This is a genomic window from Cellvibrio sp. PSBB006 (assembly GCF_002162135.1).
GTDB lineage: Bacteria > Pseudomonadota > Gammaproteobacteria > Pseudomonadales > Cellvibrionaceae > Cellvibrio.
Window position 1 is genome coordinate 5,212,107 of sequence record NZ_CP021382.1, and the last position, 17,950, is coordinate 5,230,056.

Here is a 17,950-nt window from a genome sequence, read left to right on the forward strand (position 1 = left end):
TTGGAACAACTATGTTAATCAGAATATTGTTGGTATGCAGTGCACTTTTTACGACGGCGGCCTTCGCTGAGCAGGATCAAAGTGCTGCACAGCTGCGCAAGCAGCTGGATGCTATGACGACCTTGCAAGGTAAATTCAGTCAAAGTCTGTATGATGAAAAAGGTGAGAAACTGGAAGAAAGCCAAGGCAGTTTTGCTTTGCAGCGTCCGGGTAAATTCTATTGGAAAACGGAAGCACCTTTTCCGCAGCTGCTGGTGTCTAACAATAAAACTATCTGGTTGTACGATCCGGATCTTGAAACCGTTAATGAGCGCCCCTTCACCAACGATCTGCAACAAACACCTGCCTTATTGTTGAGTGAAGATATTGATAAGCTGCGACAGAATTTTACGGTCACCCATAAGACGGTCGATAAAAATATCCGCTTTACTTTGGTTCCCAAGGTGACGGATGGATTATTTCAGCAACTGATTCTGGTATTTGCAGGCGATGATCTGAAGGAATTTCATATTCAGGATAGCCTTGGCCAGTCATCGCAATTTATGCTGAGCAATGTCAAACGAAACCAACCACTAGATGCATCATTATTTGAATTTACGCCTCCACCGGGTGTGGAAATATTGAGAAATTAATGAGCCGCGATCTATTTGGCACACCTCCTGTATACCAGCCGCTTGCTGCACGCATGCGGCCGCGCAACCTTGATGATTATATTGGCCAGGAACATTTATTGGGGCCAGGCAAGCCTTTGCGTGAGGCCGTTGTGCGCGGCCAGTTGCACTCCATGATCCTGTGGGGCCCGCCCGGTGTGGGCAAAACGTCACTGGCTAAATTATTTGCCGAACAGGCTCACGCACGTTTCGAAACCTTGTCAGCGGTACTGGCGGGCGTCAAGGAAATCCGGGCCGCCGTTGCTGTAGCAGAACAGGAACGCGCCGGCAGTGGTCGCAAAACGATCCTGTTTGTCGACGAAGTTCATCGTTTTAATAAATCCCAGCAAGACGCTTTTTTGCCTTATGTGGAAGACGGAACCTTAATCTTCATCGGCGCAACGACGGAAAATCCTTCTTTTGAATTAAACAACGCACTCCTGTCACGCTGTCGTGTTTATGTATTGCGCGGCTTGGGACAGGAACAATTGTGTCATGTATTGCAGCAAGCGCTGCATGATGACGAGCGCGGATTGGGCAATCAGCAAATTCATATTGACGATGAAACCTTGAATACGCTCGCGTTGGCTGCTGATGGTGATGCGCGTAAAGCGCTCAACCTGCTTGAGATAGCGGCGGATCTTGCTGATGATCAGCAAGGTGAAAAAACGATCAATCATGCTGTGTTGGCCGAGGTGCTCGCCAGCGATGTCCGTCGTTTTGATAAAGGTGGCGATCTGTTTTATGAACAGATCTCGGCGTTACATAAAGCCGTGCGCGGCTCCTCACCAGACGGTGCGCTCTACTGGCTGGCGCGTATGTTAGACGGTGGATGTGATCCGTTGTACATTGCCCGGCGGGTTGTGCGGATGGCGACCGAGGATATCGGTAATGCCGATCCTCGTGCCTTGCCCTTGGCATTGAGCGCCTGGGATACCCAGGAGCGCCTGGGTAGTCCGGAAGGTGAATTGGCGATAGCCCAGGCGGTGGTTTATCTGGCGGCAGCGCCTAAAAGTAATGCTGTGTATAATGCGTTCAAACAAGTGATGGCCGATGTTCAACAGTTGCCTGCTTATGATGTGCCGGTACATTTGCGTAACGCACCGACTAAGTTGATGAAGTCCATGGATTACGGCGCTGAATATCGCTACGCTCACGACGAACCGGGGGCGTATGCGGCGGGTGAAAATTATTTACCGGAAGACATTGCTGATCGTCGTTACTACCAGCCGGTGGATCGCGGTCTGGAATTGAAAATTCAGGAAAAATTAGCGCATTTTCGCGCACTGGATGCCAGCAGTTCTACCCAGCGCTATAGAAAATAATCTTTTTACGGAAACATCCTCATGCAATGGTTAGCCGTCGCAATTGGTGGCGCTTTGGGAGCCATGGCCCGTTATGGTGTCGTGAGTTATTTGGCGCCGATTACCGGCAATCGTTTTCCCTTGGGGACACTCTGTGTCAATATCTCGGGTTCTTTTTTAATCGGAATATGTTATGTATTGCTCGATGAAAAACTCGCGGCGTCACCTGAATGGCGCTTGTTGAGCATGACGGGTTTTCTCGGCGCCTTCACCACATTTTCAACCTTCTCTCTTGATGCCTTGGCATTATGGGAAAACGACCTGGCGATGACAGCAATCGCCTATGTACTGGCCACTGTCATCGGTTGCCTGATAGCGGTAACTGCCTCGGTTTTGTTGACGCAGCGATTGTTTTAACCTTGTATATTCCTATTAACCTTTACGTAATTAGCGACCATGTTAGATTCAAAATTAATTCGCACCAATCCTGAAGCTGTTGCCATTGCCCTTGCCAAACGTGGTTATGTGCTTGACGTAGAACGCATCAAGGCGCTGGAAGAAGAACGCAAAGCCATCCAGACCAAAACAGAAATGCTGCAACAGGAGCGCAATACCCGCTCCAAAAATATTGGCAAAGCCAAAGCGGCCGGTGAAGATATTGCTCCCTTGATGCAGGCTGTGGAGCAGTTGAAACAGGATTTAACAACCGCGGAGGCAGAACTGGTTAGAGTCCAGGATTCCCTCGAAGAATTCTTGCGCGGTGTACCCAATATGCCGGCTGACGAAGTGCCGGAAGGTAAAAGTGATGAGGACAATGTTGAGATTCGTCGCTGGGGTACGCCGCGTGATTTTGATTTTACGGTTCTCGATCACGTTGATCTCGGGGAAAAGCTCGGCGGTCTGGACTTTGATACCGCCAGCAAAATCACCGGTTCACGCTTTGCTGTCTTGCGTGGTGGCATTGCGCGTTTGCATCGCGCATTAGCGCAGTTCATGCTGGACACGCACATCAACGAACACGGTTATGAAGAAGTTAATGTCCCTTTTATTGTTAATGCTGATTCACTCTTTGGTACCGGTCAGTTGCCGAAGTTTGAAGAAGATCTGTTCAAGCTGACAGATGAGCGCGGTTTCTATTTGATCCCGACGGCAGAAGTGCCGGTGACTAATATTCTTCGCGATGAACTTTTGGAAAGTGCAGAGCAACTGCCACTGAAGCTGGTTTGTCACTCACCCTGTTTCCGCAGCGAAGCCGGTAGCTATGGGCGCGATACCCGGGGCATGATCCGTCAGCATCAGTTTGAAAAAGTTGAGTTGGTGCAGTTTGTTCGTCCCGAACAATCCGACGCCGCTCTGGAATCTTTGGTTGGTCATGCAGAAACGATTTTGCAGAAGTTGGGCTTGCCGCATCGCACTGTCATTCTTTGTGGTGGTGACATCGGCTTTTCTGCTGCCAAGACCTACGATATTGAAGTGTGGGTGCCATCGCAGAATAAATACCGCGAAATTTCGTCGTGCAGTAACTTCCGGGATTTCCAGGCCCGCCGCATGAAAGCTCGCTATCGTCATCCTGAGACGGGCAAGCCGGAATTCCTGCACACGCTGAATGGTTCCGGCCTTGCTATTGGTCGCACACTGCTGGCTGTGTTGGAAAATTATCAGCAAGCAGACGGCAGTGTCATTGTGCCGGATGTATTGCAGCCTTATATGGGCGGCATAACCTCGTTGCATTGTTAAATTCCAAAGAGCAGGTTGTGGATTCATAACCTGCTCGTCAATTTGTCAATCGGGTCGCAGCGGTTCGATTCACTGTATCGATACTATCTTTCTTGCGTAGCACTATGGATTACTTTCCCGTCTTCCTTGATCTCAAACAACGTCGCTGCCTGCTGGTTGGTGGCGGCGATGTGGCTACACGCAAAGGACGTTTGCTGGCAAAAGCCGGGGCAATTTTGCGGGTTGTTGCACCACAAATATCACCTGAATTGCGCGACTTGGTTCAACAATGCCAGGGCGAAATTCATCTGCGCGAATATCAGGCTTCGGATGTTGATGATTGCGTTCTCGCGATTGCCGCGACGGATATCGATTCACTTAACCAAGTCATTTCCGAGGATGCCAAAGCCAACAACATACCGGTAAATGTGGTCGATAGTCCGGCGCTATGCACCTATATTACGCCCGCTATTATCGACCGCTCACCCTTGGTGATTGCAATTTCCAGCGGCGGCGAGTCACCGGTGTTGGCACGTCTGATCCGTGCCAAATTGGAAATCCTGATACCTAACAGTTACGGTGTGCTTGCGCAATTTGCGAGCCGATGGCGCGAGCGAATAAAAAACCGATTCGCCGATACTGATCAACGTCGGCGTTTCTGGGAAAAAATTTTGCAGGGTCCAGCGGCAGAACTGGTATTTAACGGACAGGATGCGCAAGCTGACAAACTATTGTCCGACGCAATCCAGCAGGACGATGCAAGCCTGACGCAAGGTGAAGTGTATCTGGTGGGCGGCGGCCCGGGCGATCCTGAATTATTAACACTGCGCGCACTGCGTTTGATGCAACAAGCCGATGTGGTGCTTTATGATCGTTTGGTCTCCGATGGTGTGATGGAGCTGGTGCGACGCGACGCAGAAAGGATTTACGTGGGCAAGCGACGCAGTGAACACATTATGGAGCAGGAAAATATCAATCAACTTCTGGTTGATCTGGCTCAGCAAGGCAAACGTGTATTGCGGCTGAAAGGCGGCGATCCTTTTATTTTTGGCCGCGGTGGCGAAGAAATTGAATTGCTTGCACAACATCATATTCCTTTTCAGGTTGTGCCGGGCATTACAGCAGCCTCCGGTTGTGCGGCCTATGCCGGTATTCCGTTAACCCATCGCGATTACGCGCAATCGGTGCGGTTTGTTACCGGTCATTTGAAAGACGACAGCACCAATCTGCACTGGCCGGAGCTGGCTGTGCCGGGCCAGACGTTGGTGTTTTATATGGGCCTGGTGGGCTTGGCCGACATCTGTGCGGCATTAATAGCTCACGGGCGCGCGCCCGAGACGCCGGTGGCACTGATAGAGAAAGGAACCACACGCGATCAGCGAGTGTTGATCGCTGATTTATCCAGTATCGCCGAGACTGTGGCTCAAAATGATGTCCATGGTCCGACCTTGTTGATCATCGGTGAGGTGGTCAAACTGCATGCTTCATTGCGATGGTTTTCCCCGCACTAACTCGTTGTGATTGAACTATCCTGGTGCCGCAACATTCTCAGATACTGATGCGATGCCACTGTTATAACCAGGATTTACGAAATACCGTCATTCAGAATGAGATAAGCATCACAAGATCTAAATAGCGCCATTAAGTTGACTGTGTTGATGCCGATATGTTGGTTATAGACAAACGGTGTAACAGCAATATTGAAGGTGAAATCATGGTTTATCTGGGACCTATCAACACTCTGAGTTTGACTGCCAAGACCAAGGCAGTGAAAGGCTATTCCGCAGAACAGGACATGCCGGTCAATAAGCCAGTGGATAGTACGGTGCATATAGCACCTATGGTGGATCGTCGCAAAGCGCACGATCGACGTCGCGAGCAGCGCGATACCATGGTGGAAACCCGTGTCAGTGGTGATCGCCGCAAGCGGCCCAGGATTGATGTAAACGTTTAACGACCTTCCGCATTCTATCTTTCCTTTCTGTTTTCTATTCCGGCAGGCACTTTGCCTGCTATACCTGTCTAAACTTCCATTGTTTAATGTCGATGTCTGCCAGCCTGACTGTGCCAGCGCTGCTTTTATTTGCCGAGAGGCGAAAAGGGATTGGAGGAGAAAATGTCTGAATATGCTTTTGATTTATTTGTTATAGGTGCAGGTTCCGGCGGCGTGCGGGCCAGCCGCACTGCTGCACAACTGGGCGCCAGGGTGGCCGTCGCTGAAGAACGATATCTCGGTGGTACCTGTGTCAATGTGGGGTGTGTGCCGAAAAAATTATTGATGTACAGCGCACACTACCGGGATCTTTTGCAATTGGCTGCGGGTTTCGGTTGGGATATTAAGCACGCTCGTTTTGACTGGAAGACTTTGCGTAAAAATAAAGACCAGGAAATCACACGTCTCAATCAGGTTTATCACAACTTATTGATTAACGCGGGCGTAACCTTATTGGAAGGGCATGCTCATATTGTTAATCCTCATTGTGTAAAAGTCGGCGAAAAAATTTATACAACAGAGCGCATCTTGATTGCGACAGGTGGGCATCCTGTCGTGCCGGAATTTTCCGGCAGTGAACATGCTATCACCTCGAACGAAGCTTTTTATCTGGATGAGCTGCCGGAAAAAATTCTTATCGTCGGTGGTGGTTATATCGGTGTGGAGTTTTCGGGTATTTTTAACGGCTTGGGTGTGGAAACCCATTTATGCCATCGTGGTGATGCGTTGCTAAAAGGTTTTGATCAGGACATTCGTCAGATGATTGCCGAAGAATTAACTAAAAAAGGCGTGCAGCTCCATTTTAATACCGACATTGCACGCATTGAAAAGGTCGACGATAACCACTTTACCGCGTATGCCAATGATGGGCATGAGTGGCACGTCAATAAAGTGATGTTTGCTACGGGTCGCAGCCCAAATCTTACTAACCTTGGACTGGAAAATACGGCTATTCAACCGAATAAAAATGGCACCATTAAAGTTGACCAGCATTATCAAACGATTGAGCCTTCTATCTATGCCGTGGGCGATGTGGTTGGGCATTTGGCGCTGACACCAATTGCTCTGGCAGAGGGAATGATTCTTGCGCGTCACTTGTTTGATAAACCGCAACATGCATTGAGTTATCAGGACATTCCAACAGCCGTCTTTTCCCAGCCACCGGTTGCCAGTGTCGGGTTGGCCGAGGCTGATGCCCGCGAAAAATATGCAGCGGTTGATGTTTATCAAACTCGCTTTAAACCCATGGCGTTTTCATTATCGGACACTGATGAACGGACGTTTATTAAGTTGTTGGTAGATCGCCATACCGATAAAGTGATCGGTTGCCACATGTTAGGGCCTGATGCTGCGGAGATAATGCAAGGACTGGCGGTTGCCTTGACCGCTGGTGCAACCAAAAATGATTTCGACAGAACAATTGGTATTCACCCAACGCTGGCGGAAGAATTTGTCACCCTGCGTAAACCGCATAATGCTATGTAATCAAAAATGTTGAAAATTGTGACACCTTGGAAGAGTTATTTTGTCGAGATTTACAACTGACCATGTGTGGTAACTGCGCAGGTACTTGCTTCTTCCAAACAGACTGTGCGCTTTCTTAGAAGCAAATTACTTTTTATTGTTGTTTTTCTTTCGGAATATTCGTCCCGGATGAATATTATTGTGTGATTTTGTTGAAACACTTCACATTTTTTGCCGAATCAGGCAATCTTACGCAGCCAAAAAATTCGCTGTTATCCCCGCTCTTTTGAGATCCGATCAGTAAGTCATCCTTGGCATGGTGTATTCGCGCCGCGTTCAGTATTGTCAGTCGCAATTCTGCCTGGACTCCAATTTTTATGTGTACGGAAGCCTTTGATGTTGTCATTGTTGCGTAAATTTCTGTTACTTAACCCATCCGATCTCTCATCCCCACATCCTTATAACTGGCAGCTCAGTGCGTTGCGCATAATTGTATTTTCAGGAATATGCCTGGTGTTTGTGATTGCGGTTCACAGCTCATGGCAGGCGTATCAGTTAGGGTTCTATTACATTATTGCGCTGACCAGTGGGTTCTATTTTTCCTTATTGCTGGTCCTGTACATTTCACGCAGAAAATTGTTTGCCAGCGCCGTCGGGTTGACGCTGATTGTGCTGATGGCAGCCCTGTGCATCTTGCTCTTTATTGATGATATTGATCTTGCGCAGTACGGTGCACTCTTTCTCTACAGTTTGCCTCTGGTAGCATTATTGTTCTTTGGCCCTAAAGCAGCCTACCTGGCTATTGCCTTTAACCTTGTGCCATTTTTGTTGTTGGTTAATAAACAGTTACCGGTAGGTTATTTTGACTTTTCGATTACCTTGCCTGGTGCGCATGTTTATATCCACGGGTTAATGTTTCTGTTTTTTAATTTCTGTATTCCCTTGGCGACAATTCGTATCCTGCAAACCTTGACGATCAATTCCCGCCGTTTAAAAAGTCTCAATAACGAACTGGATTACAGCCATCAATTGTATGAGGAAATGTTCGATCATATTGCTTTCCCCACGTTACTGTGTGACCGTCAGGGCAAGATCTTAAAAGCCAATACACTGGCGCACTCACTCTTGAATGTGCCGGATGCAGAATTATTGAATACGCGATTGGATGAATGGCTGATTCGTCTTCCTGCGGCTGATGCATCCCTTGATAGTATTCCACCGGTAGGTATCGAGTATCAACTGAAACGCAATCCGCAATGCACCATTCTGGTGAAGGAACAGGAGTTGACCCGTCATCAAAATGGCGTGATTCATTTGGAAGATATCAGTGATGTTAAACGTCTCGCCTCGCAGCTGAGTGAAGCTCGGCAGGAACAGTTGTTCACCAATTATGATTACTTGACGCAATTGCCCAGCAGTATCCTGTTTATGGATATGGTCACTGATCAGGTTAAAGCGTTTAATAAAAATAATTTTATGTTGTTGGCCATCGTGAAGATTTGCCAACTTAAAATGATCAATCACGAATACGGCTATGAGTTCGGTAATCGGCTGTTGAAAGCCTTTACCAAAAACGTCAAACAACAGTTGCCGGATAATGCATTGTTCTGCCGGTTGCGCGGCGTAAAATTTGCCATCGCCATTCCCGGCGATTTAAATACCGCGGACCCGCAGCGTTTATCACAATCATTGCGGCAGCTTTTGCCCGACACTTGTAATGTGGATGATGAAATGGTGGTGATGGATTACCGCATCGGTATTACATTCAGTTTAACGCCGAGAAGCCATATTGAAACCGGCATTGAAGAATGTGAGATTGCACTGGATCAATGTACTGCACAGGAAGCTTGCATGCTGTTTGATAAGGCCCAGGCGTCGCAGATGAATAACGATTTCCATATGGCGCAATCCTTGCGAGAGTCCATTCAGCAGCGGCAGTTTGAACTATGGTTGCAACCCAAGGTGAATCATCTTGGTGAGATCAGCGGCTTTGAAGCACTTATTCGGTGGCCGCAGTTGGATGAAATTATTATGCCGGATGCATTTATCCCGCTGGCGGAACGCTTGGGGTTGATTCCGGCGATTTCACGTCAGGTACTGGAGCGCGCTGTGGAATTACTCAAAGATTGGCGGCGCGTCAACGCGAGTTACTCACTTGCCATAAACCTGGCTGGCGCAGAATTGCAAGACGAAGAGTTTTTTCATGAGTTGGTCATGTTGAGTAAAGAAAGCCCCTGGCTGGTGGAAAAGCTGGAGCTGGAAATTACTGAAACCCATTTGACCATGCTGAACCCCTACGTGAATAAACGCTTGCATGAATTAAAGCAACTTGGTTATCGCCTCGCCATTGATGACTTTGGTACCGGCCACGCATCTCTCGCACAACTTATTGATATTCCTGCCGACGCGATAAAACTCGATAAGCGTTTTATCGATAAACTGACTTCAGACGCACAACATATCAAAATTGTTTACACCACGCTCAGTTTGGCGCAGTCGTTGAATGTTGAACTGGTGGCTGAGGGGGTCGAAAATGAACTACAGTATCAATACCTGGTGGATATGGGTTGCCAGATGATGCAGGGTTATTATTTCTCCCGGCCGCGGCCTGCCGGTGAATGGCTGGATCGTATTATTGCCGCCGAAGGCCAGGCAATCAATATGATGCGTGAACCTGAATCTGCGCTGCTAGTGGATTAATACCCGCGTAAGTTTTTTGTTTACGCACACTCAACTGCAATAGCCACTGATTTAAATGCCGGTGTTTTGCTGCGCGGGTCTTGCGCTGTGCCGATTAATATATTGGCTTCCGGATAATACGCCAGCAGGTTTTTGCGCGGCACATCAAACACAAACACCTTTACCGCCTGCATTTCGCCAAAGGGTGAGCGCAGGTTGACATAATCGCCAGCGGCAAGGCCGAGCTCGGCAATATCGTCTGCATTCATAAGCACCGACCAGCGCGTATCGGTACCGCGATAGCTGTCGTTCTCTTCGTAAATAATCGAATTAAATTGTCCTTCACTGCGAATGCTCGCAAGCATAAAAGGAAAGTCGTGATTGGCCTCCGGCGACCTAAGCGAATTAATCTTGAATTCCGCCTTACCCGATGAGGTTGGGAACTCCGGTGTGTGTAACACACGTTTATCGATAGTAAATTCCTGCCGCGTAGTACCGATGTCGGCAAGGGCTTCCATGCCGGGTACGGTGGCCGCAATGGCGGCGCGAATTTTTTGATGCTGTTTGAACTCGTCAAAATCCAGCGGGCAATCCGGTAATAATCGTTTGCCGAATTCACACAGGATGCTGACCTCCGGCCGGATATTACTTAAACGATTGATACCGCCATCGCTCAAGCGCACATAATTGAACATAGACTCTTGTGTAGTTGCTTGCCACTCTTCATCGCGAGCAGTGACCGGTAAAACCAACGCTTCACTTGTTTCAATACCGGTGACATGACCACGGTTGAGTGTGGTGGTCATAAACACTTTGAAGCCGATGCGATCCAGCGCGGTACGCGCCCAGCTTGCATGGGGTGTAGCAGAAAATAAATTTCCGCCCATCAATAGCGCTGTATCAATGGCGCCATCATGAGCTGCTTGCAGACAGGCGAGGGTATCCATGCCAGCCGCGGTCGGTAATTGAACGCCCAAAGTCTGTTCGAGTTGATGAAAAACATCTTCCGGTAACACCGGTTTAACACCGATAGTACCAATGCCCTGAACATTGCTGTGGCCGCGCAGTGGCAGTAAGCCTGCTGCCGGTTTGCCGATCATGCCGCGCAACAACGCAAGATTGGCAATGGCCTCTACATTGTCTACGCCCTGTAAATGATGGGTAATGCCCATGCCCCAGGCAAAGACAGCGCGTTCGGCGCGCGCGTAGCAGTGGGACAGATGTTCAATACGTTCCTTATTAATACCGCAGCTCGCGGTCAAGCTTGCCCAGTCGGTGTTGCGTAAACTTTCTTCGTAAGCCGAAAAGTTTTGTGTATGCGCGGCAATAAAATCCTGCTGAATCTGTGCATTTTCCAGCAACGCTTTGGCGATACCGGTAAGCAGTGCGAGGTCGGAGCCAATACGCGGTTGCACATAGTCAGAGGCAATCCAGGTGCCGCCACTGAGCAGGGATTTGGCACTTTTGGGTACAGCAAAACGCACCAGCCCCGGTTCTTTCGCAGGGTTGATCACAATGACCTGACCGCCCCGATCGCGACAATTTTTCAGTTGATGCACAAAGCGCGGGTGATTGGATGCCGGATTCGCACCAATGACAAAGATCAAATCGGTTTGCCCCAAATCTTCCAGTGAAATAGTAGCCGTGCCCGTGCCTATGACATTGTGTAAGCCAACGCCGGTAGCTTGATGACAGTAGTAGGAACAATTGTTAACGTTGTTGGTGCCGTAAAGTCGAGCGAGCAGTTGCAAGACAAAACCGGCTTCGTTGGATGAGCGCCCCGAGCTATAAAAAAAGCTGCGCTCCGGTGGTGTGTCGGCAAAATGCTGAGCCATCAATGTCAGCGCCTCGTCCCAGGATATTGGTTGATAACGATCACTTCCGGCCGGTTTGTAAATCGGCTCGTTCAGCCGCCCGAGGTGCTCCAATTCATAAGCGGAAAGTTGCTGAAAATCCGCCAGCGGATGATCAAAAATTTCACGTGGAATCGGTGATTGAATATCGGTGGATTGCGCCTGGATGCTTTTATTGCAGACCGAAGGAAACTCATCCAGTTCGTTGGTCATGCCGCCCCGTTGGCCACCCATCCCCAGGCCGCAGGCCTTGCAAGCATTGCGGCTATTCAATGCCTTGGCGGAATTTAATAATCCAATACGCCCGACCGTCTTCAGGGTGTACAGGATTTTTTTAGGGCCGCCACCGACAATCCGAACGGGGTGTGCCGGTTGCGTGGGTTGGGTTGAGGTTTTTTCTGACATACACCTACCGCTTCAAGACAATAAACGAGAGCACTATCGGCCCGGTGTCGGGAGGCTAAGGCGAATTACCTGACGATGCAATACGTTAAATGCCCCGAAGGCTCAGGCATTGGCATGTTTTCCGTCCGGCTCGGCCTCCGTCAGGTATTTCTTACGAAATTGGCCAGGTGTCATTTGCGTAAACTTCTTAAAGAAGCGATGGAACGCCGACTTGGAATTAAAGCCTGATTCCTGCATGACACTTTGCATATCCAGATTCTTGTCGAGGTTGTTCATTAAAAGCTGTTTGGCATGTTCAACACGGTAATAGTTAATGAACTCAAAGAAATTCTGCCCGAAGTCGCTATTGATGGTCGCTGATAAGGCTTTGGGTGAAATGGCTAACTTATCCGCCAGTTGTTCCAGAGTGATATCTACCACCATATAAAAACGATTTTCCTGCATGGCATTTTTCAGCAATTCCCCATAGGTTGGTGGCAGGCTCTCCACCACTTCCGGTTCGCTCGCGGGTGCCGGGGTTTCCATGTGAATGCCCGAAAAAACACCTGAATGACTCAGGCTATAGACCACCAATGCATTGACCAACATCAGTGTCAGGTAATTATTGGTGACGCCCATGGCGCTGCTGACGCTGACCGGAGTGAATTGGGCGAGAACATGGGTAGCAAGCGCCCATAGCCAAGCCAGTAGGAATAACCACAATAGGAGATTGAGCCAGGAAAAATCGATGTGTGTGGTATCTGAATAAGTGTTTTCAATACGCCGCCGGTAGCTGACCATCTGCTTGATGGCGAAAATGCCGTAGATCAGCGGCGACAGTTTTTGAGCCCAAATGTAAACGGCGAAATGATCCAGTCGACTCATCGTCAGATAGTCGTAAATCAATACCAGTTGATACTCCTCGTCGTGGCGGTAGACGCTGAAGTAAATAAAGAAGGGATAAACAAAGAAGGGTATCAGATGCAGCAGGTCCGACCGTTTCCAGTGGAAGTCACGATAAAGCAGCGACTTGGTATACCAGTAGAGCATCGGTCCCTGCAGGAAATAAGCAAAACCCATCACAAAAAACAGGGCGGGGGACATCTCCGCCAGGATATCCCTGAGTGGCACGCACCAATAAATAAGGACATCGAAGGCAATCGCCGCACTGAGGAACAAAAATAGTCCCAGCAACAGGTTGCTGAGGTTACGTTTGGTAAAGATAGTCATTAACGAGAGGATCAGCCCTTCAATAATGACAACGATCAGGACCAGATCATGGAAATTGAAAAGTACTTTGTTCAAGACGACCGACTCCACAAAGGCTACTTGTTATTTTTCCCGGTCTCTCGGCATATCCGTCGTGCGATGGGGTACGTCAATGTACCGGTGAGATGGCGGTGGCTCAATCTGAGCGGGTGAGTGTGCATTACTATCGCCTAAAACGCTGCCTTTTAAAAGCACTCAATGGTTGAGGTGGCCGGTCATCTTCTGCCGGAATCGTCCCACATCGACAAAATAAAAAGTGAGACGCCCGGTTTTCGCGGCTATGCGCACCACGGGTTTCCGTGTCGATCGCAGCATTCGCAATAAAAAGAAAATCTTATTATTCAGTGGATTTATATAAACAAATGACTGATGTCCCAGATTAATAGTGGGACTTTCGGACTTTCACCGCTTTTTCACCCCGGTAATTCCCACTTAAACCCGTAACTGGGAATATTTGCAGGTTGTGATTGAAGTTCTGTACATGATTTTAGGGATGGTGGTACTTTTTTTCATGTGAGAGGTGTCAGTTTTGGTACTTAATTTGGTCGGGTCAGGCTCGAAGTTGGGGTAGTGGGTTAGACCCGCCTTGTGCAGGAAGTGCGATCTTATGCCAATCACAGCCTTGGGGGCTGCTTCCCCTAAACATAATTCATTCAACTCGTAAGAAATAGAACCAATAGAGGGTGAGCAATGAAAGCGAAAACGATAACAACAGCGGTAAAAAAATCGGTAATGGTGGCGGGCGTAGCAATGAGTTGTGCCTTTGCCAGTCTGGCTCAGGCTGTCACCGTTGATCTTCTTGTCTTATACGATGATTACACAGCCAACTACTTCGGTGGCGATCCCCAAACCGCAATGAACAGCTGGGTTAACCAGATGAACGCCGCCTACGCGGATAGCCAGATTGATGTGCAATTGCGTTTGGTCGGTGTACGCCGCAACCAGCAGGCCGGTTCTAATATGACTGACGTTCTGCACGCGGTACGCCAGAATGCCGCCGTCGGTGCGATGCGTGACCAGTTGGGTGCTGACTTTGTAGCCCAATTACACCAGACCGGTGCCTGCGGTGTGGGTTATGTGGCGGTAGACAGAAACTGGGCATTTAATGTCTCGGCCCCACAGTGCGGCCCGATCGTGATGGCGCATGAGTTGGGTCATAACATGGGGCTGAACCACTCCCGCCGTCAGGGTGATACGTCCGGCGCACGCTATCGTTATGGCGTTGGTTACGGCGTTCAAAACGTATTCGTGGATATCATGGCTTACGAAGGTGTGTTCAACGCCTCCCGTGTTAACCGTTTCTCCAACCCCAATCTGACCTGTCGCGGCTTACCTTGCGGTCTTCCCGTAGGGCACCCGGAAGAGGCCTACGGCGCACTGGCGATTCACAATGTGCGTAACGACATTGCTGCATTCCGTCCTACAGCCGGCACCAGCGGCCCTGTAACGCTCGCAGAGCATTGCAACTATGGCGGTTACAACGTGGGGCTTCCTGTCGGCAACTACACCTTGGGTCAGCTGCTGGCGCGTGGTGTTCGCAACGACGATATTTCTTCGCTACGTGTGCAAAGCGGGTATCGCATAACGCTCTACGAGCATGACAATTTCACCGGTAATGCCGTCACCAAAACTGGCGATGACAGCTGTCTGGTTGATGAAGGCTTCAATGATCTGGCCACTTCCGTGGTAGTTGCGCAAAACACCAGCGGCTTTAACCGAACTGTCCAGGCGGAGAGCTATTTTTCCAGCCAGGGCGTACAGCTCGAAGCGACCACAGACAATGGCGGTGGCCAGAACGTAGGCTGGATTGAAACCGGCGACTGGATGGCATACAGCAATATCAATATTCCTACCTCTGGTACTTACACCATTGAATACCGGGTTGCCAGTCCAAACGGCGGCGGTCGTATTTCGCTGGACCTGAATGGTGGTACCACCGTGCTGGGACAGATCAATGTGCCCAATACCGGTGGATGGCAGAACTGGACCACCATTTCCCACACCGTCAACATCAATGCCGGTACCTATAACTTCGGCCTCTTTGCGGCTGCGGGTGGTTGGAATATCAATTGGTGGCGCATCAGACGTTAAGCGCACGCGTGTATAAAAGTTGCTGCATCGGTGCAATGTGATGCGGCAACCCATCAGATTTTCCACGGAAGAGTTGGTGTCTCAGGGTTGGTTTTCTTGCAGTAGGCCACTGTTCACCACTCCGCTAATGCAGGGAACGGTATCAATGCATAACAAATTAATCAGGTGATGCACCTGTAATCAGACATCCTAAATATCGGCAATGGGTGTGTTGATGGTTTTATGTATTACGGAGTGGTGCTTTTTAGTGTGGCGATCCAGATATCAAACAATTAAATAATTCACCGGAAATCTTGGCCCGCTAAGGCAAATATTATGAAAGATAACAAATTTTATTGGGCGGCCATTGTTGTTGTGGCTGCTATTGGAACCTTGCTCTTCGTTAATCGCTCAGGCGAACCCGTTGAACCTGCTGTCGTTGCCGAGCCTCCTGCCGAACAGGCTCAGCCGCCTGTAGCTGTTTCTGAACCCATGACGGCCGCGCGACCGACGCCCGCTGCAACGCAGACCAAGCCCGCACAAACAGCAACCAATGTATCTGAAAATGCTGGCGACATTTCATTTGACGAACGGCTGACGGCAATGCAGGAACGGCGACCCAATCAGCATTTTGATCCGGTGGCTGTTGAAGCGGCGATGAAGCGTCAAACCGCTTGGGCTACCGCTGAAGAAGTGCCTGAAGAGTTACCACTGCAACCGGAAGAGTTTACGGATGGCCGACAATTTATTGAGCTGGATAGTTTAAAGATAGAAACCTTGATGCCGGGTGATGCGGTGAAAGTCACCATCGACGAAACCGGCGCAGATTACAGCGTGACGGTGGATCGTATTGAAAAACACGATTACAACAGCATCAGCTGGTACGGCCATATAGAAGGCGCGGATGGACAAAATTATAGTGTCAGTTTTACCCGTGGCGAAAAATTAACGGTCGGCGGGCTGGATACACCGGAGGGCCATTATGTGCTGCAAGCTCACGGCAATAACGGATGGCTTGCCTCCAGTGCGCTGCTCTTCAAGATTGACCCGAATGTGGATGATGCCATCTATCCCCACGAGGTTGAACAACAGGTAAACCACGACGACCACTCCCATTAATACTCAAGCAATAGCCCAAAAATCTGGGCTATTGCTTTCCTCTTTTCTTCTAACCTCTATCCAGTTCCCCTGTAGCTAAAAACGGTGAAGCATCAATATCCTGTGCATCCATCATGTGCGCGATACGTTGTAGCGCGGTGAGGATCATGGTTTGCTCCCAATCTTTCAGCGCATCGAATTTTTGCACAAATTCATTTTGTAGGGCAGTGGGTGCGTTCTGCAAAATGTCATGGCCTTGTGGTGTCAGGTGTACATGCACTTTGCGCTTGTCCGTCTCCGAACGCTGGCGATAAATCAATTCGCGTTTTTCCAATCGATCGAGAATAGTGGTTACGGTGGCCTGGCTCAGGCTTACATCATTCGCCAATTTGCTGATGATGGCGTTTTCCTGCCGCTGAATTGCCTGCATCAACAAAAGTTGTGGTGCGGTGACTTTGGCGGTTTTGATTAATTGTTTGGAATGCAACTCTGTTGCGCGTATCACGCGCCGTAAGGCAACCAATACATCTTCTGCTCTATTCATAACATCGTGTCTGTAGTCATTCGTTTTAATCGTTCGGCGAATTGTAGGCGGTTTCGCGGTGAAACCCTATCCATATAACCGATTGTCATAGTTGGCCCCTGGGTCCCGGGTAGAAAAATAATAATACTTAGTGTACAATGCATTTAATTTGAGCATTGGCAGACAATAATGCTTTAAATTGTAACAAATAAGCCATATATACGTGATATTCATCGCAATATTTACTTTTATGTCTAAGTAATACGGGATACCAGTTATGCACGCTATTACAGAAAGTACGGAAACCTCTGAACCGACACACTCGCAACACGCAGGCAAGGCGCGCCTGCGTAAACCCACACCGGATGATGGTTTTGCCCTTAATCAACTGGTTGCTGCCAGTCCGCCGCTCGACCCCAATTCTATTTATTGCAACCTGCTGCAATGCACACACTTCAGCGATACCGCCATTGCGGCAGAAGCGAATGGTGAATTGGTGGGCTTTGTGTCCGGCTATATTCCTCCCAACAAGCCAACCACCTTATTTGTCTGGCAGATTGTGATTGCCAAAACGATGCGTGGACAAGGTCTGGCCAAACAAATGTTGGCGCAATTGCTGCGCAACCTTGCCGGGAAAGTTCGCTTTATTGAAACCACGATTACGCCGGATAACCAGGCATCATGGAATTTATTCCGCAGCCTTGCGCGGGATCTGGATACACCGCTGGAGAGCCGCGTCTTTTATGCGCGTGACCGTCACTTCGGTGGTCAGCACGACGATGAGCATTTGTTGCAAATAGGGCCCATAACCTGAGTTTTGCATTACCTCGCGATAACCCCATTTGATTTATTAACGACTTTATCTGGAGCCGACAAAGGTCAAGATAACAAGCAGGACTACAACCTGCATTTGTCGCTCCGAATTAGCCAACTTACAAAGAGGAAAG

The 17,950-nt window shown here is 49.1% G+C and carries 14 protein-coding genes; 11 read left to right on the top strand and 3 right to left on the bottom strand.

All coding sequences use genetic code 11. The features are described 5' to 3' along the window. Positions 1-11: 11 nt before the first annotated feature. The 8 genes from lolA (at position 12) to CBR65_RS21785 (ending at position 9,827) form a co-directional block, all read left to right on the top strand. Positions 12-632 (top strand): outer membrane lipoprotein chaperone LolA, encoded by a 621-nt coding sequence (gene lolA, locus CBR65_RS21750; RefSeq protein WP_087468807.1) that lies wholly within the window; start codon positions 12-14, stop codon positions 630-632. Then, on the top strand, positions 632-1,975 hold the full coding sequence (locus CBR65_RS21755; RefSeq protein ID WP_087468808.1) for a replication-associated recombination protein A: 1,344 nt from the start codon (positions 632-634) through the stop codon (positions 1,973-1,975). Before lolA ends, CBR65_RS21755 begins: the two co-directional genes overlap by 1 nt. A gap of 21 nt (positions 1,976-1,996) precedes the next feature. Further along, positions 1,997-2,371 (top strand): fluoride efflux transporter CrcB, encoded by a 375-nt coding sequence (gene crcB / locus CBR65_RS21760; RefSeq protein ID WP_087468809.1) that lies wholly within the window; start codon positions 1,997-1,999, stop codon positions 2,369-2,371. Between the two features lie 39 nt (positions 2,372-2,410). After that, the gene (gene serS / locus CBR65_RS21765) at positions 2,411-3,691 is read left to right on the top strand and encodes a serine--tRNA ligase (RefSeq protein WP_087468810.1); all 1,281 of its coding nucleotides are present in this window, start codon (positions 2,411-2,413) and stop codon (positions 3,689-3,691) included. Positions 3,692-3,795: 104 nt separating this feature from the next. After that, the gene (gene cysG / locus CBR65_RS21770) at positions 3,796-5,181 is read left to right on the top strand and encodes a siroheme synthase CysG (protein WP_087468811.1); all 1,386 of its coding nucleotides are present in this window, start codon (positions 3,796-3,798) and stop codon (positions 5,179-5,181) included. Between the two features lie 155 nt (positions 5,182-5,336). Continuing rightward, positions 5,337-5,624, top strand: a complete 288-nt coding sequence (locus CBR65_RS21775) for a hypothetical protein (protein ID WP_087468812.1) — start codon at positions 5,337-5,339, stop codon at positions 5,622-5,624. Positions 5,625-5,786: 162 nt separating this feature from the next. Beyond that, positions 5,787-7,148 (top strand): glutathione-disulfide reductase, encoded by a 1,362-nt coding sequence (gene gorA / locus CBR65_RS21780; RefSeq protein ID WP_087468813.1) that lies wholly within the window; start codon positions 5,787-5,789, stop codon positions 7,146-7,148. Between the two features lie 375 nt (positions 7,149-7,523). Then, the gene (locus CBR65_RS21785) at positions 7,524-9,827 is read left to right on the top strand and encodes a bifunctional diguanylate cyclase/phosphodiesterase (RefSeq protein ID WP_087468814.1); all 2,304 of its coding nucleotides are present in this window, start codon (positions 7,524-7,526) and stop codon (positions 9,825-9,827) included. 20 nt (positions 9,828-9,847) lie between these two features. Here CBR65_RS21785 and CBR65_RS21790 read toward each other — a convergent pair whose 3' ends face one another. Beyond that, entirely contained in the window at positions 9,848-12,064 is a 2,217-nt protein-coding gene (locus tag CBR65_RS21790; protein ID WP_087468815.1) for an FdhF/YdeP family oxidoreductase, read from the bottom strand. 102 nt (positions 12,065-12,166) lie between these two features. After that, positions 12,167-13,348, bottom strand: a complete 1,182-nt coding sequence (locus CBR65_RS21795) for a helix-turn-helix domain-containing protein (protein ID WP_087468816.1) — start codon at positions 13,346-13,348, stop codon at positions 12,167-12,169. Between the two features lie 654 nt (positions 13,349-14,002). On the opposite strand from CBR65_RS21795, the gene CBR65_RS21800 reads away from it, so the two are divergent. Both CBR65_RS21800 and CBR65_RS21805 read left to right on the top strand, forming a co-directional pair. Continuing rightward, complete coding sequence (locus CBR65_RS21800) at positions 14,003-15,403, top strand: carbohydrate-binding protein (RefSeq protein WP_087468817.1); 1,401 nt, start codon at positions 14,003-14,005, stop codon at positions 15,401-15,403. Positions 15,404-15,718: 315 nt separating this feature from the next. After that, on the top strand, positions 15,719-16,501 hold the full coding sequence (locus tag CBR65_RS21805; RefSeq protein ID WP_087468818.1) for a hypothetical protein: 783 nt from the start codon (positions 15,719-15,721) through the stop codon (positions 16,499-16,501). Between the two features lie 49 nt (positions 16,502-16,550). On the opposite strand, the gene CBR65_RS21810 is transcribed toward CBR65_RS21805, so the two are convergent. After that, complete coding sequence (locus CBR65_RS21810; protein ID WP_087468819.1) at positions 16,551-17,024, bottom strand: MarR family winged helix-turn-helix transcriptional regulator; 474 nt, start codon at positions 17,022-17,024, stop codon at positions 16,551-16,553. 256 nt (positions 17,025-17,280) lie between these two features. Here CBR65_RS21810 and ectA point away from each other — a divergent pair, with 256 nt between their 5' ends. Then, entirely contained in the window at positions 17,281-17,817 is a 537-nt protein-coding gene (gene ectA / locus CBR65_RS21815) for a diaminobutyrate acetyltransferase (protein WP_087468820.1), read from the top strand. Positions 17,818-17,950 lie beyond the last annotated feature (133 nt).